This window comes from Clostridia bacterium, assembly GCA_017620395.1.
Lineage (GTDB): Bacteria > Bacillota > Clostridia > Oscillospirales > RGIG8002 > RGIG8002.
In genome coordinates this window covers 1-15,806 of the sequence record JAFZQJ010000031.1, presented here as the reverse complement: position 1 = coordinate 15,806, position 15,806 = coordinate 1, and the positions used below count along the sequence as shown (strand labels likewise).

10 protein-coding genes are annotated in these 15,806 nt (G+C 59.6%); 1 reads left to right on the top strand and 9 read right to left on the bottom strand.

Annotated features, from left to right (window positions below; genetic code table 11):
• A partial coding sequence (locus J5441_07095) for a family 16 glycosylhydrolase (protein ID MBO4934912.1) occupies nucleotides 1-3,325 on the top strand: 3,325 nt, incomplete at its 5' end.
• A gap of 68 nt (nucleotides 3,326-3,393) precedes the next feature.
• Here the strand turns inward: J5441_07095 and J5441_07090 are convergent.
• From J5441_07090 to J5441_07050, 9 genes are all read right to left on the bottom strand, one after another.
• A complete protein-coding gene (locus J5441_07090) occupies nucleotides 3,394-3,951 on the bottom strand; it encodes an HD domain-containing protein (protein MBO4934911.1) in 558 nt (185 codons plus the stop codon).
• Nucleotides 3,929-5,341 carry an MATE family efflux transporter gene (locus J5441_07085; protein MBO4934910.1) on the bottom strand — a complete coding sequence of 471 codons (1,413 nt, stop codon included), beginning with the start codon at nucleotides 5,339-5,341 and terminating at the stop codon, nucleotides 3,929-3,931. The genes J5441_07090 and J5441_07085 overlap by 23 nt, the downstream gene beginning before the upstream one ends.
• Before the next feature lie 16 nt (nucleotides 5,342-5,357).
• A complete protein-coding gene (locus J5441_07080; GenBank protein MBO4934909.1) occupies nucleotides 5,358-6,383 on the bottom strand; it encodes a phosphodiester glycosidase family protein in 1,026 nt (341 codons plus the stop codon).
• Between the two features lie 21 nt (nucleotides 6,384-6,404).
• Nucleotides 6,405-6,890 (bottom strand): cytidine/deoxycytidylate deaminase family protein, encoded by a 486-nt coding sequence (locus tag J5441_07075; GenBank protein ID MBO4934908.1) that lies wholly within the window; start codon nucleotides 6,888-6,890, stop codon nucleotides 6,405-6,407.
• Between the two features lie 87 nt (nucleotides 6,891-6,977).
• Complete coding sequence (locus tag J5441_07070) at nucleotides 6,978-8,753, bottom strand: phosphoenolpyruvate carboxykinase (GTP) (GenBank protein MBO4934907.1); 1,776 nt, start codon at nucleotides 8,751-8,753, stop codon at nucleotides 6,978-6,980.
• 31 nt (nucleotides 8,754-8,784) lie between these two features.
• On the bottom strand, nucleotides 8,785-9,123 hold the full coding sequence (locus J5441_07065; GenBank protein ID MBO4934906.1) for a histidine triad nucleotide-binding protein: 339 nt from the start codon (nucleotides 9,121-9,123) through the stop codon (nucleotides 8,785-8,787).
• A 49-nt stretch (nucleotides 9,124-9,172) separates the two neighbouring features.
• Complete coding sequence (gene alaS / locus J5441_07060; protein ID MBO4934905.1) at nucleotides 9,173-11,743, bottom strand: alanine--tRNA ligase; 2,571 nt, start codon at nucleotides 11,741-11,743, stop codon at nucleotides 9,173-9,175.
• 232 nt (nucleotides 11,744-11,975) lie between these two features.
• Nucleotides 11,976-15,356, bottom strand: coding sequence for a hypothetical protein (locus tag J5441_07055; protein ID MBO4934904.1), 3,381 nt, complete (start codon nucleotides 15,354-15,356; stop codon nucleotides 11,976-11,978).
• Between the two features lie 261 nt (nucleotides 15,357-15,617).
• Nucleotides 15,618-15,806, bottom strand: a 189-nt coding sequence (locus J5441_07050; protein MBO4934903.1) for a hypothetical protein, incomplete at its 5' end; no start/stop codon positions are given.

Genomic DNA, 15,806 nt, shown 5'->3' with positions numbered 1-15,806 from the left:
TTCCCTCGACGACGCGATCGCCGCCGCGGGCAGAGAGCTTTACGGTATGTATACGGCGCAAAGCGGAAACCTGCTTCGCGACTGCTATGACAAAGCACAGGCTGTCATTCAGTCCGGACGCACCGACAACGGCGAAGCCGCCGCCCTTCGTGCCGCTATTGACGCGCTCGCTCCGCTTGAAAACTACACGCGCGAGCCGCTGCTCGGCTTTGAAGGACTGACCGACGCAGACATCCGCAGTATGCCGCTTCGCCGCGGAAGCGTTTCCGTTTCCGACGGCGTCGTCACGCTCTCCGGCAGCGGTACGCTCCGCTACGCCAACGCCGCCTCCGAAGGCGTATCCGGCCCGTCGCCTTTCGGCGTGCCCTGCCCGACGGCGGACGGCTTTGCGCTGAAGATAAGCGCCGACGCCGACGCCTCGCTCGACCTTGAGATCGGCAGACGCGGCAGCGCGGACGACTGCGTTTTCACCCTCTCGGATATTACCGTGACCGCGGGCGAAAGCTATTACCTCTTCCCCTTCGACCGCTTCGGCGCGCCGCCGCTCGACGGCACGCTGAACTATATATCCCTGACCTTCACCGGCGCTTCGCTCGTTTCCTTCAGCGACCTGCACGCCGTCTCCGGCTCCGCCGAAGGCGCGGGCGAGCGCGAGTATTCGGAAACGAAAATGACTTCGTTGGGCTTCGACCCGAACAGGTTTTATAAGATCCTGCAGCGCGGAAGCAATATGGCGCTGACCATAACGCCGACTGCTTCCGACAACAGACAGCTCGCTTTCGCGGAAAGCGCGGAGGGCGACGACGCGCAGCTCTGGCAGATATGCCGCGATCCCGTCATGGTATCGCGCTTCCGTATAGTCAACAAGAGATATGCGGCGGCGATCCAAAAAGTCAACAGCGACCTGATGGAGCTCGAAGCCAGAGTCCCCGACTACACGAACGACACGCAGAAATGGTCCTGCTCGTTCAGCAAAGCGAAGGGCTTCAGCTTCTACGTTTCCGGCTTATGCAAGATCGGCTACAACGCGACGAAGCCGCTCCTTTTATCTTCAAGCTCCGCGACCAGATACTTCGATATCCTCGAAGTCAGCGGCAACGACTGGACGATGACCTGGAGCGACGAATTCGACACGCTCGACCGCAGCGTCTGGTTCGTCGCGAACTCGAAAAACCGCGGCAGCGATACCGAGCCGATGTTCAACCGCGACAGCCCGAACAACGTCTATATCGAAGACGGAAACCTCGTCATCAAAACGATAAAAGAGGAATATATGGGCTACCACGCTACGAGCGGATTCCTCTCGACCGAGGACAAGCTCCACTTCACGCAGGGCAGGATAGAAATGCGCGCGAAGCTGCCGGAGGGACGCAAGATCTGGCCCGCCTTCTGGGCGATGGGCGACGACGACATCTGGCCGCGAAGCGGCGAGATCGACATCGTTGAGATGGTCGGCTCCGGCGCGGACGGCGGAGACTGGTGGGGCGAACGCAGTTCGATCGCGACATTCCACTACTCCGGCGACAACGGTGAGCACGTTGAAGAGGGCGGCTGGCACGACTATAACATTCTGACTCACGTCGAGAAGCTGGCCGAGAAATACCACATCTACGCGATAGAATGGGAAAATGACCAGATGCGCTGGTATTTCGACGACACGCTTTATCTGACGGTACCCATAGACACGCCCGCGAAGCGCAACGCGCTTCAGGAAAACCCCTATTTCCTCATACTCGGCACCGGCATAGAAGGTCCGGGAAACAACCTCCTGCCTGAAGGTATGCCGGACGAGGCGTCTTTCATCATCGACTACGTCAGATACTACAAGAGCGATATCCACGCGAAACCCGCCGACGATCTGCCCTACCTCTACGAAGCGAGCGTGCCCGACTCCTACCGCGTAATATGGTCACCCGCGCACGAAGGCGCCTTCTCATCGGAGCACGACCTGCTCGTCTACTGCAACGGCGCCACCTACGCGAGAACGTATGACCTCAGGGATTTCAGAGAGCTGTCCAACCGCACGCTGACCGGCTCCGGCTGGTCGATGTCCTGCGCGCTCTCCGGCGACGCAAGCCGTATCGTCTTCGGCAGGCAGACGAAGCTCTGCGCGATCGACCCCGCCTTTGAAAATCCCGTAACGGTAACCGCTCAATCCGCGTTCCCGACCGTCGCGCTGAACAGCGACGGCAGCCGCTGCTACTACGGCGGCATACCCAACGAGAACAGCAACGGCTACTGCAACTATTTCCGCATCTTCGACGGAGAGACGCTTCAGGAGCTTTCCAACGAGCCGCTCGACAGCTGGGTGGATTCCATCGCCGTCGCCACCGACGACAGCTACGCCTACGGCTGCTACGACGGCGTCGTGCGGGTGCGTTCCGCTTCCGACGCCGACCTCGGCGGCTTCACTGCGGAAGGCAGAGTCATCTCGCTCGTCTTCTCCCCAGACTCCAAAACGCTCTACGCCTCCGACGGCGAGAAGAGGATATACAAATTCGACGTTGAGACCGGCGAGGTATCGGATCTCGCGACCTGCGCGGACGAGATATTCAAAATAACCCTCTCGCCCGACGGGACGCGGCTCGCCGCCGCCTGCGGCGACTCCTGCGCCAGAGTTTACGATACTGCGACCGGACGGCTCGCCGCGCGCCCCTGCCTCGGCAGGCTCGCCGTCACCACCGCCGTCTACTCGCTCGACGGACGCCTGCTGCTGCTCGGCGGCACCGATGGCAGGATCGGCGTCTACCGCGCCTCCGACGGGCTTCCGCTCGCGCTGCTGCGCGACGATACGCTCGGAAGCACCTGGTATAACACCGTCGCGATAAGCTCCGATTCGTCGTCCGTTATGGCGATACACGGAGTGCAGGATTTTAACTCCGGCGTCTCCGGCTGGCGGCTCCCCGAACTGCTGCCCGAAAGCGCCGACTTCTCCGCGCTCGAGGCGCTGCCGTTCTATGACGAAACGGCGTACACCGCCGAGAGCTACTCTCCCTACGCCGAAGCGCTGAAAAACGCGAACGCGGTCAAGGCGAATCCGTACTCCGCGCAGAGCGCGATCGACGCCGCGGCGCAGGCCGTTGCGGAAGCCGCGGAAGGCCTCGTTGAAGGCAGCGACGAGCCCGATATAATGAAGGGCGACTTCGACGGCGACAAACAGATCACCGTAAACGACGCCCTTTCCGCGCTCCGTATCGCCGCGAAGCTGGTCCCCGAAACGCCCGAAGCGCTGCTCATAGGCGATATTGACGGCGACGGCACGATCGCCGTCAACGACGCGCTTGCGATCCTCCGCGTCGCGGCGAAACTCGCAGACTCCCTCTGATAAACCCGCGCACGCAAAAACGGACGGCCCGGCGGCCGTCCGTTTTTTATCTCTGTTTTTTCTTTCCGTCAATCCGCGATTTTCTTCTCGGTGTCCGCTCTCATCTCACGGCGCAGTTCCTTAAGGAATTCGCTGTCGCCGCAGCGGTCCTCCGCGTAGGTTTTGTTCAGCTCGTACTCCTTCGGTATCCAGGTGGAGAGATCGGAAAGATTATGCTGTATAACCGCGTCGAAGCCGTCGATCGCCTTATACAGGCGCGCCTCGGGGGTTTCCATCGCGTTCATCTCCGCGTAAAGCGCCGTCAGCTCCGCGCAAAGCTCCGGCGGCAGCGTCTTCACCCAGTCCGCGAGCATGCGCTCCTCTGTTATTTCGTCCGCTTCCGTTTTATCGAAGCTCGGAATATCGCCCGTGAACGCCTCTCCGATGTCGTGAATGAGACACATCTTTATCACCTTATCCGTATCGACGCCGGGGAATTCGTCCTTTATGAAATACGCCGTCAGCGCGGCTGACCAGCTGTGCTCCGCGACGCTCTCGCGGCGTCCGCCGGCCGTATAACAATGGCGCGTCGCGTCCTTCAAGCGCAGCGCGGTTTGAAGCGCGTCAAGCAGTTCTCGCCCCTTCATCAGCTTCCTCCTTGTTCTGTTCCGTCACCTCGTCGCGTGTGACGTTGTTCAACCACTTCATGGAGCTGAATCTCCACAATACTATCGGGAACTTAAGCAGCTCGTCGCTGATAAGTATAATAAACACCCACTTCACGTCAAGGTTCCAGACGAATGCCGCCAGAAATCCGAGCGGCAGGCATATGAACCAGAGCGTACCGACGTCCAGCAGCAGTCCCATGCGGGTATCGCCTCCGGCGCGGAAGACTCCTACTATACCCGTTGCGGAAACGGACGAGAAGACGACGTAGACCGACATCGCAAGCAGCATGAATCTCAGGTATTCCGCGGCGAGGTCGGATAGATTCCCCATAACCGAGGGTATCGCCGAGTGAAGCCCGAACATGAGCGCCGCGCCGCATACTCCCGCAGCCAGACTGAAGCGCATAAGCTTGCGCGAATAGGTTTTCGCACGTTCGACGCGGCCGGCTCCGATCTCCTTGCCGACGATGATCGCCGTGGCGTTGGCGATGCCGAAAACGACGACCATGGCGAGCTGGCGCACCGTAGTCGCGACCGACTGCGCGGCTATCGGTTCCTGCCCGAGATGCCCGATAACCGTTGCGGAAAGCGAGATCGCCGTGCCCCAGAGCATTTCGTTCAGCACGACCGGCATGGAATAACGCAGAAAGTCCTTCGACAGCAGTTTGTTGCGCTTGAATACGTCCTTGAAGCGCAGCCGCACCAGACTTTTGCGCCTGCGCACGTAAACGAGCGTGATGACTATTTCGAGCAGGCGGGCGGAGACGGTCGCTATCGCGACTCCCGCGATTCCTATCCGCGGGAAGCCGAGCCAGCCCTTGATGAAGCAGAGGTTCAATCCGATATTCGTAAACAGCGAGAGCAAATATACCGCCGTGGAGATGTTCACCTTTTCGACGGTGCGCAGAACGTTAAGGCAGATTATCGTTACCGCCGTTATCGGATAGGAGCACGCCATTATCCGCAGATACGGCACGCCTTCGTCTATTACCGCGGGAACATCGGTAAGCACGCTCATAACCGCGCGCGGAAAACAGAACGCAACGAAAAAGAAGACCATGCTGACCGTTACCGCGAAGCGCACGGTCATTCCCATGACCTTCTCCACGGTGCGCACGTCGCGCTTGCCCCAGTACTGCGCGGTCAGCACCGCCGCGCCGCTGGAAAGTCCGAACAGGATCAGCGTCAGAATAAAGTAGACCTGACCCGCCATTGACGCGGCGGAAAGCGAGGTCTCGCTTATCATCTGCAGCATGAATACGTCGGCTCCGTTGACGGCGACGTTGATAAGGTTTTGTATAGCAAGCGGCAGGACGAGCGACAGCACCGTCCTGCCGAAAGATTTTTCGTTGGTAAGATTATCTTTCATTATTTCTCTGTCAGACCTATTTTTTGACTATCCAGCCGTTGGGAACTCTGCGTTCGCCTTCGCCGCTTGACGGCAGGTTCAGGATCTCATCGTTGAGTATCATGGAACTGGATGAGCCGCCGTCGAGGTTCGCGGCGTTGACCGCGCCGTAGGCGACCATCAGGTCCTGCACCTCCGGCATCGTCGCGCCTATACTGCTGGGCGGGTTTCTGCCCTCGATGACGAGCATAAGCACCACGCCGTCCGCACGCTGGCCTATCGCGGTCCTCGGCGCCATTCCCCATCCGCCGTTGCCCTTGATCGTCGCGAGCTCGCCGTTGACTATCAGGAACGGCCGGAACTCGACCGCGTCGCGCAGCTCCATCTTCTCGATCTCTTCACGCGGGAATTCGCCGACTATCAGAACGCCGTTTTTATCAAATCCGATGATGCCCTGCTTTTTTGAAATGCCGCCGTGGATGACCTCGCCGTCGCTGATAACGAGCCCGACGACGGTACCGCCGTTGCCGACGTAACCGGGATCGGCAAAGCCGCTGGCGTTTATCGCGGCAAAGCCGCCGAGGCGCTTCGCCATTTCTCTGAGGCGCTCGCCCTTTACGCCGATATCCTTGGCTATGCCGAGATCGACCTTTTTAGGATCGCGCACGAGCATCATCCAGCCCTTGAAGGTGCTGAATTTGAACTCCTCGACTATTACGTCGTCGTCGGCGTACTTGACTTCCGCTTCCTTGATGGTAGGCTTTGCGTTTCTGCCGGGCCATGACGCGCTGCCGATATTTATCATGCCTATGTCGGTCGTCTCACCCAGCTCGATAACCGTGTTCGCGCGCATCACCGCGTCAATCTGCTGCTCGTCGTAGAGCATCGTCGCGATCCACTGGTGGTTCAGCGTAGTCATCGCCGAGGTGATTATATAATCGCGCACGTAGGAATACGGGCCGTAAAGCAGAAACGTCAGCCCGCTGAAAACTATGGCGAGCGTCAGCGTTATCGAAAGCGCAAAGACGATCGCTTTTTTGAATTTCAGTTCCTTCTTATCCAATGCCTTACCTTTCGCGGAGCATCAATAGCCGGCTCTGCCTTCGAGGCTGTCGTCGTTGGCTATCCAGTCCTCAGTCTTTATGCAGGTGTAAGTATTCTTTGTGTTTCTGATAACGACGCGTTCGATGCCGGCGTTGATTATCATACGCTTGCAGAGCGAGCACGGGGAGGCGTTCTCGACGTAACTGCCGTCGTTCTCGGTGCCGACGAGGTACATCGTCGAGCCGATCATGGAATCGCGGGAAGCGGATATGATCGCGTTCATCTCCGCATGGACCGAGCGGCAGAGCTCGTAGCGCTCTCCTCTCGGTACGTTCATCTCGTCCCTGACGCAGTGGCCGATGTCGCAGCAGTTCTTTCTGCCGCGGGGCGCGCCGACGTATCCGGTGGAGATTATCTGATCGAAATTGACGATTATCGCCCCGAAATTGCGGCGAAGGCAGGTGCCACGCTTGGAAACCGTTTCGGCTATGTCAAGGTAGTAGTTGATCTTGTCGAGTCTTTCCATAATTAAGCTCCCGTCATAGTATTGACCGCCGCGCGGTATATACGTTCCCCGCCCCGCTTCCACGGAGCGGGGAACGCCGTTTCGTCATTATTTGCCGAGTCTCTCGCGGAGTCCGGCGAGCTCGTCGTACAGCTCCTTCGGCATACGGTTGCCGACGCTGTCGATCTTCTTGTAGAACTCCTCGACGCCGTCAGCGTCCTGCAGCCACAGGTCCGCGTCGACGGAAAGCAGGTTCCTGATGGTATCGACGGTGATGCCTTCAAGGCCTTCGATCTCGATGTCCTCGGGGTTCGGCAGGTAACCGATCGCGGTCTCCTGAGCGCCGATCTTGTCTTCGCAGCGGGCAAGGATCCACATCAGCACGCGCATATTGTCGCCGTAGCCGGGCCAGATGAAGTGGCCTTCGTCATCGGTGCGGAACCAGTTGACGTTGAAGATCTTGGGCGGGTTGGGGATCTTTTTGCCCATTTCGAGCCAGTGAGCGAAGTAATCACCCATATTGTAGCCGCAGAAGGGCAGCATCGCCATAGGATCGCGGCGGACGACGCCGACGGCGCCGGAAGCGGCCGCGGTCGTTTCGCTCGCCATGGCGGAGCCCATATATACGCCGTGCTGCCAGTTTCTGGACTGGTACACCAGCGGAGCGGTCTTGGCGCGGCGTCCGCCGAAGATGATAGCGGAAATCGGCACGCCCTTCGGGTTATAGAACTCTTTGGACAGGCAGGGGCAGTTGACTGCCGGAGCGGTGAAGCGGCTGTTCGGATGAGCGCCCTTCTCCGTGGCGGTCTTGCCGTTCCAGGGGTTGCCCTTCCAGTCGACGGCGTGCTCGGGCGGGTTCTTGTCGAGGCCTTCCCACCAGACCGTGTTGTTGTCGAGGTTATGGCAGACGTTGGTGAAAATCGTGCCCTTTCTCGTGGCGGCGAGGGCGTTGGGGTTGGTCTTTTCGCTCGTGCCGGGGGCGACGCCGAAGAAGCCGTTTTCGGGGTTGACCGCCCAGAGTCTGCCGTCTTCGCCGATGCGGAGCCAGGCGATGTCGTCGCCTACGCACCAGACCTTATAACCCTTGGAGGCGTAGTATTCCGGCGGGATGAGCATGGCGAGGTTCGTCTTGCCGCAGGCGGAGGGGAAGGCGGCGGTGACGTATTTGACGTTGCCCTGCGGATCCTCGATGCCGAGGATGAGCATATGCTCGGCCATCCAGCCCTCGTCACGCGCGAGGACGGAGGCGATGCGGAGCGCGAAGCACTTCTTGCCCAGCAGGACGTTTCCGCCGTAGCCGCTGTTGACGGACAAGATGGTGTTGTCTTCGGGAAGCTGGCAGATGTAGCGCTCTTCCTCGTTCATGTCGGCGCGGGAGTGCATTCCCTTGACGAAGTCGCCGTCGTCGCCGATGGACTCGAGGACGTCGGTGCCGACTCTCGTCATGATGCACATATTCAGCACGACGTAGATGGAGTCGGTAAGCTCAATGCCGTTCTTGGCGAATTCGCTGCCGACGATGCCCATGGAATACGGGATGACGTACATCGTTCTGCCCTTCATCGAGCCCTTGTAGAGCTTATACAGCTTCTCGTAGGTCTCCTTGGGGGACATCCAGTTGTTGGTGGCGCCGGCCTCTTCGCGATCGGTGGTGCAGATGAAGGTCCTGCCCTCGACGCGCGCGACGTCGTTGATCGCCGTGCGGTGCAGGTAGCAGCCGGGCAGCATTTCCTCGTTGAGCTTTTCCATCTCACCGGTCTTGCAGGCGGTAGCGCGCAGTTCTTCGATCTGCTCCTCGGATCCGTCGATCCAGACCACCTTGTCGGGAGCGTTGAGCTCAACCATTTCGTCGAGCCACGCCAAAAGCTTCTTGTTCTTCGTCATTTCAGACAACTCCTTTTTATGATAATTTTAATTATGACATTTTTTCTGCCATCTTCGTCCCGCCGAGCAGGTGGAAGTGGAGATGGTGAACCGACTGGCAGGCGTCGTCGCCGCAGTTGGTTACGACGCGGAAGCCGTTTGTAAGACCTTCGGCGGCCGCGATTTCGGCGGCGGCGGCGAAGATATCGGCGGCAACGGCGGCGTTCTCGCCCGTCAGCTCGCTCGCGTCGGCGAGGTGCCGCTTCGGGACGATGAGAACGTGCGTAGGCGCCTGGGGATTTATGTCGCGGAAGGCGTAGACCTTGTCGTTTTCGTAGACCTTAGCCGAGGGGATCTCGCCGGCGATTATTTTGCAGAACAGGCAATCCATAATTCTCCTCCGTTTCATAATACTCCGCGGATGCGCGGAGGGTACTTGATCAGTCGAGCGCCGCTTTGAACGCTTCGTCGAGTTTGGAAACGTCTCGGATACCGGCCATTGCGCTGTCCGGTCTGCCGCCGCCTCCGCCGCCGCATATCGCGGCGAGCTTCTTGACTATGGCGCCGGCGTTCGCGCCCTTCTTGACGGCCTCGGAGCCGCAGACGACGGACATGACCGACTTGCCGCCGTTTTCGCCGACCAGGACGGCGACGATATCGGGGCATTTATCCTTCAGCGCGTCGCCGATGGTGCGGAGCGCATCGGGCTCGATCTCGCCGAGCTTCTCGGTCAGCAGGCGGCAACCGCCCTTTTCGCACGCCTTCGCGAGCAGGCCGTCGACGCCGGACGCGGCGGACTTCGCCTTCTCGGCGGCGAGCTCCTTGCTCAGGCGCTTGTTTTCCTCCACGACGGAGGCGAGCTTGCCGAGCAGCTCCTTCGCGCCGGACTTGAGTATCTCCTCCGCCTGCGCGATGATCGCTTCTTTTTCCTTCAGCAGCGCCAGCACGTTAAAGCCGGTCGCGGCCTCGATCCTTCTGACTCCGGCGGCGACTGCGGTTTCCGAAACAATGCGGAAGGAGCCAACCTCGGAGGTGTTGGCGACGTGCGTGCCGCCGCAGAACTCCTTGGAGAAATCGCCCATCGCGACGACGCGGACGGAGTCTCCGTATTTTTCGTCGAAGAGAGCGATCGCGCCGCTCTGCTTCGCCTGTTCGATGCTCATTACCTCGGTGTTGACCGGCAGAGCCTTGCCGATCTCGGCGTTTACCATCGCCTCGACCTGCTCGATCTGCTCGGGAGTCAGGGCGCGGTTGTGGGTGAAGTCGAAGCGCATGCGGTGCTCGTCGACGTAGCTGCCCGCCTGCGAAATGTGGTCGCCCAGAACGGCGCGGAGCGCGGCCTGAAGCAGATGCGCGGAGGAGTGGTTGCGGCGGATCGCGTCACGGCGGTCTTTATCCACCGTCGCGGTGACCTTGTCGCCGACGGCGATGCCGTCCGCGCTCTCCGCGAAGTGCAGGAAGCCGCCGTTGGGAGTCTTGCGGCAGTCGGTCACCTTTACGGAACCGTTCGCGCCGGTGATGACGCCTGTGTCGCCGACCTGTCCGCCGCTCTCGGCGTAGAAGGGCGTGCGGTCAAGCACTATGATCGCGCCCTTCTCCTGCTCGCGCACGGCGAGGACGGTCGCTTCCGTCTCGGTGGTTTCGTAGCCGAGGAACTCGGTCGCGGCCGCGGCGGAATCGGCGGAGCCGCCCGCTTCCCAGGAGTTCGCCTTGTCGCTGCTTCTGGCGGCGCGGGCGCGTTCCTTCTGTTCCTTCATCAGCGCGTCGAAGCCGTCGGTATCGACGGTCATTCCGCGCTCGGCGAGGATGTCGACGGTAAGGTCAAGCGGGAATCCGTAAGTATCGTAAAGTCTGAACGCGTCGGCGCCGGAAATGACGCCGTTCTCGGCGGTAAGTCCGTCAAGCAGCTCGAGGCCCTTGTCTATCGTTTCCGCAAAGCGTTCCTCTTCGGACTTGATCACGTCCTTGATATACTCGTTCTTCGCGATGAGCACGGGGTAGGCGCCGCCGCTCTCGTGCGCGACGGTGTCGCAGATCTTGTAAAGGAAGGGCTCGTTGATGCCCAGCAGCTTGCCGTGTCTGGCGGCGCGGCGGAGCAGGCGGCGGAGGACGTATCCCCTGCCCTCGTTGGAGAGCGTTACGCCGTCGGCGAGCATGAAGACGGTGCTCCTGATGTGGTCGGTGATGACGCGGAGCGAGACGTCGGACTTCTCGTTCTCGTGATACTTCACGCCGGCGATCTCGGAGACCTTCGCCATGATGTTCTTTATCGTGTCGACCTCGAAAAGGTTATCGACTCCCTGCATGATGCAGGCGATACGCTCGAGGCCCATTCCGGTATCTATGTTCTTCGACTTCAGCTCGGCGTAGTGGCCGGCGCCGTCGGAATCGAACTGAGTGAAAACGAGGTTCCAGAACTCGACGTAGCGGTCGCAGTCGCAGCCGACGTGGCAGTCCGGCTTGCCGCAGCCCTTTTCGGGCCCGCGGTCGAAGTATATCTCGGAGCAGGGGCCGCAGGGGCCTTTGCCGTGCTCCCAGAAGTTATCCTCTCTGCCGAGGCGCACCATGTGGTCGGGCGCGACGCCCACCTGCTGAGTCCAGATGTCGTAGGCCTCGTCGTCGCTCTCGAAAACGCTGACGTAGAGCTTGTCCACCGGCAGCTCCAGAACCTTGGTGCAGAACTCCCACGCCCAGGCGGTCGCTTCCTTCTTGAAGTAGTCGCCGAAGGAGAAGTTGCCCAGCATCTCGAAGAAGGTGCCGTGGCGGCTCGTCTTGCCGACGCGCTCGATATCGGGCGTGCGGATGCACTTCTGGCAGGAGCAGGCGCGGTTGCCCGGCAGCTTCGCCTCGCCGGTAAAGTATTTTTTAAGAGGCGCCATTCCGGCGTTAGTAAGAAGCAGCGACGGATCATCCTTCGGGATGAGGCTCGCGCTTTCGAGACGTGTGTGTCCTTTACTCTCAAAAAAGCTCAGATACTGCTCTCTGAGAACGTTCAAAGATGTCCAGTTCAAGCTGAATTCCTCCAATTTTCTGCCATTATATATTGATGATAATATTCTACCGCTTTTGCCCCGCAAAGTCAAGATGCAATATGCCGAAAACTTTGTGAAAACGGCGGGGTTTATTGTGTTATTTTGCCTTCGCCGACGGCGCAAAAAACGGCCCTCTCAGACTTGAGAGGGCCGTTTGCAATTCTGTTGTTCGCGGGCAATCCTTTGGCGCCGGCCGGCGCAAAACCCGCTTTTATCCGAGGCTGCCTTCGTCAGCGAGCTTCGCGGCGACGCGGAGGATCTTCAGCGCGTCGTTGACCGTGATATCGCCGTCGCCGTCGACGTCGCCGATCTCAAGCGCTTCGGGAGTTGACTCCGCGAGTCTCGCGGCGATACGCAGCGCCTTCAGCGCGTCGTTGACCGTGATCTCGCCGTCGCCGTCCATATCGCCCTTCTTGACCGCGGGAGGCTCTTCGCCGGCGATCTCAAAGCGAATGGAGACCGACTTGGTGCCGTTGACTACCTCAAGGAGGTATTTCCCGGGCTCGGAAACTGTCGCGCCCTTCTCGATGGCGTCGCCGTTCAGAGTCGCCGTGCCGACGTCCCAGTTGATCGTTACGGGTTCGCTGTAACTTCCGTTGTTTTCCACACCGGTAACGATGGGCAGAGCGTCGGCTGCGACGCCGCCCGTCACGGTGAAGTTGACTTCCGTCTGCTTATCTCCGTTGGTGACGGTCAGCTTATAGCTGTCGTTGGCGGTTATCGGAGCGCCCGCAACGTAGCGCTTGCCGTTCAGCGTCGCGGCGCCGACGTCCCACTTCGGGATGAAGGAGCCGCCCGCGACGTCGATCGTCTGTCCCTCGGTAACGTTGCTGACGGTCGGGACCGCGTTCGTCGAGTTGACCTGATCGGTATAAGCGGCAACGCAGGTCGCGTAGACTTCAAGTCCCTGCGGGACCACGCCGTCGACGCGGATGATTATGAAGCGTATCTCGGCAAGATTGATCTCGACGCCCTTGGTCCAGTCGTCGTAGTAATCGAAGCATTCCCACGGAATGTAGATCCAGCCGCTGCCGGACGCCGGGAACGGGATATTGACGGCGTGGCGCTCAAAGAGCGGGCCTTCCTGGCAGTTGGAAACGCCGAAGCGGAAGTACGCGTTCTGCGCCAGAGTCACGTCGTTCACGCCGACCCAGATGCGGATACCTGCGGTGCCGGAAAGGTCGCCTATCGAGCCGCCGATCTGGTTGCCGTCTTCCGTAATGACGTCTTTATGAATGGGGTCGCAGGTGTAATTCGCAAGCTTGAACTGCATCGCGCCGTGCTGGTCGGTGTGCTTGGAGGAGCGGTCCGCCTGCGCGGTCATTCTCAGCGCCTTCGCGGGCAGCGCGACGGACGTCGAAGAGGTGACGAGGTCGTAGCCGACGTTTTCAACACGGTGGCCGTTCGCCCTGTTGAAATCTCTGTTGCTCGAGAAGTCTTCGAGGCTGAAAAGCTTGACGGTTACCGGATTGCCGCCGGTGTCGGTCGCCTGAGTGGGAGCGACGAAGCCGCCGTGGGTTATCGGAATGAGTCCGGCGACCGCGGAAGTGAGCTTATTCGTGAGCTCTACGCATGCGGTGGAGCTGAGCTCGTCGTTGATGTACTCCGAAACCTCGTCGATGGCGGCCTTCAGCGTTACGTAACTTCTGCCGGTGTAGTTGCCGCGCCAGTAGGTCAGCGCGTTGTAATACGCGGCTTCAAGCGCGTCTATCTCGTCCTGAGTCGGGGTAACTCCTCTCGGAGTCAGCCAGTTGAGGCAGCGATTGATGTGATCCGTCGCCCCGTCGACCTCCTGCTGGGTAACGGCGTAGACGTCGTGCAGAGCGCGGGCGGCTTCGATCGCCTGCTCGACGCGCTGCCAGGAACGGACGGACCAGTCGTCTCTGTTAAGAGTAGCCATATAGTCCTGAGCGTCAACGATCTTCCTGTCCATCGCTTCGAAAGACGCGTTGTTTATGTTCCACTCGAACGCGTGTAGATCGGAAAGGTAGAACTCCTTCTGATAGCAGCCTTCGATGCCGATGGTTATATAGTCAAGACTGGCGAGATAGTCGTATATCTCCGCGTCGCCTTCATAGTCGTAAAACGCGTTCCACGCGATGCCGACGTAGCCTTCGCTCTCGGGAAGTTCCAGACCGGCGGGGTCGCACTCGAAGTAAACTCCGTCCGTGCTGCTGCCGACGCCGACGATCATATCGGTGGGCGCGGGAGTATAGTTTTCGCCGTACTTGATCCAGAAGCGAAGTCCCGCGGACTCGTCGAGGTTGTCGGCGCCGAAAACGTTATTGACCGCCTCGACCTCTTCGTCGTCGTTCAGTCTGGAGGTGGTGAAACGGCTCCAGCCGTAGGAGGGGTCGCCGTCGAACGCGCCGCCTATAACGTAAACGCTCTGATTGACGTCTCCCTCGGGCACGAATTCGTCGGTCAGCATTGCGGCGTCGAACGCGGCTCCGCCGTCGTTGATCACGTCGACGTCGTCGTCGGTAAGCACGTCAAAGCCGTTGATCGCGACCGTCGTGCTCTTGACCTTGAACATCGGCTCGAGTTCTTTGAGCGCGTTTCTCAGCTTCGCAGTGATATTGTTGATCTGCTTCTGGGAATAGTGCTCTACAACGTTGGGGTCGTTCACGACTTCATACGCCTCGAGGTACGCGTCGGTAGCGGCCTCGTAGCTCGACTCGGTGTACGCCTCGGGGTTGAGCGCGTCGTATTCGGACATGACCTCGTCAAGCCCGTCGAGGTGTATGCGCGAATCGTGAAACATTCTGATATCGCCGACGGAGATCCTGTCTCCAACGGAGGTGTTGTCAAACGAGAAGGAAAGTCCGCTTATCTGCGCTATCTTCGATTCCGGAACGGGCCAGTAGTTCGGCTGACCGCCGTTGTAAATATCGCCCTGACGCGCAATGCCTTCGTCGTCGACGCTCCACCAGTCGGCCTGATAGAAGTCGGTCTTGAATTCGAAATGCGCATAACCGTACTGGTCGACCTGCACGCTTCTCGAACAATACTGGAAGCCGGTTCCGAAGTCCGCAAGCTCTTCGGCGGTATGGTCGCCCGTATCGGTGTCGACTTCATTTATGAAGAACGGACCGCAGCAGGGGACCTGCCAGAGGCGCACGCTGACCTTTCCGGTGAAGGGCTGGCCGTTCAGGCCGACCCAGAAAACGATACCGTCCTGATCCGCGAAGGACTTGTCGCCGACGACCGTCTTGCCGTTGATGGTGTCCTTCGCCGCCCATGTCGCGTCGGGCATATCGCCGTTTATACTCGTGTCTTTGTGGTTGCCCTTCTTCAGGTTGCGGGCGTAAGCGCCGTAGATTTCAAGGCCGCCCCACGCGTTGGAGCTAGTGCGCGTCCACGTAACGACCGGGCCGACGCCGTCGATCGTTTCGTTCACGCCGGCGCTGACGTAGCTGTTCTGAATCATGGCGAGCTCCGCGTCGGTATAGATCGAGAAGCCGGGTATGGAATCGTAGACGTAATAGTCATAGAACGCCCCGGCGCTGATAACTCCGCCGAATATCGTCGACACGCCGAAGGCGGTCAGAACGAATATCGTCGCGAGCAACGCTGACAACAGTTTTTTCATACTTAATTCTCCTCCCGATGGTTTTTGAAGTGCTAAACACTCACGAATATTATAATATCATCCGTTTGTCAAAAAATCAAGCAAAAATTTAAGTCCGCGCACATAAATCGCGTAAAACCGCGGTTTCGCGGTTTCACCGCAGCCGCGGAAACCCCCTTTGAAATATCACGCGTTCGTAATCCGTCGCGGCGGAACCGCATAAAAAGAAAGGGCGGCGCTAACGCCGCCCTTTCGGGTGTGTGATATTTCTCTTTCGCGGGATTATCCGAGGCTGCTTTCGTCAGCCAGCTTCGCGGCGACGCGGAGAATCTTCAGCGCGTCGTTGACCGTGATATCGCCGTCGCCGTCGGTATCGCCGATCTCAAGCGCTTCGGGAGTTGACTCCGCGAGTCTCGCGGCGATACGCAGCGCCTTCAGCGCGTCGTTGACCGTGATCTCGCCGTCGCCGTC

Excerpts from the sequence above, each read along its gene's own strand:
- J5441_07090 (MBO4934911.1), bottom strand. The coding sequence starts at position 3,951 with ATGAAGGGGCGAGAACTGCTTGACGCGCTTCAAACCGCGCTGCGCTTG.
- J5441_07085 (MBO4934910.1), bottom strand. The coding sequence starts at position 5,341 with ATGAAAGATAATCTTACCAACGAAAAATCTTTCGGCAGGACGGTGCTG.
- J5441_07075 (MBO4934908.1), bottom strand. The coding sequence starts at position 6,890 with ATGGAAAGACTCGACAAGATCAACTACTACCTTGACATAGCCGAAACG.
- J5441_07070 (MBO4934907.1), bottom strand. The coding sequence starts at position 8,753 with ATGACGAAGAACAAGAAGCTTTTGGCGTGGCTCGACGAAATGGTTGAG.
- J5441_07065 (MBO4934906.1), bottom strand. The coding sequence starts at position 9,123 with ATGGATTGCCTGTTCTGCAAAATAATCGCCGGCGAGATCCCCTCGGCT.
- J5441_07055 (MBO4934904.1), bottom strand. The coding sequence starts at position 15,356 with ATGAAAAAACTGTTGTCAGCGTTGCTCGCGACGATATTCGTTCTGACC.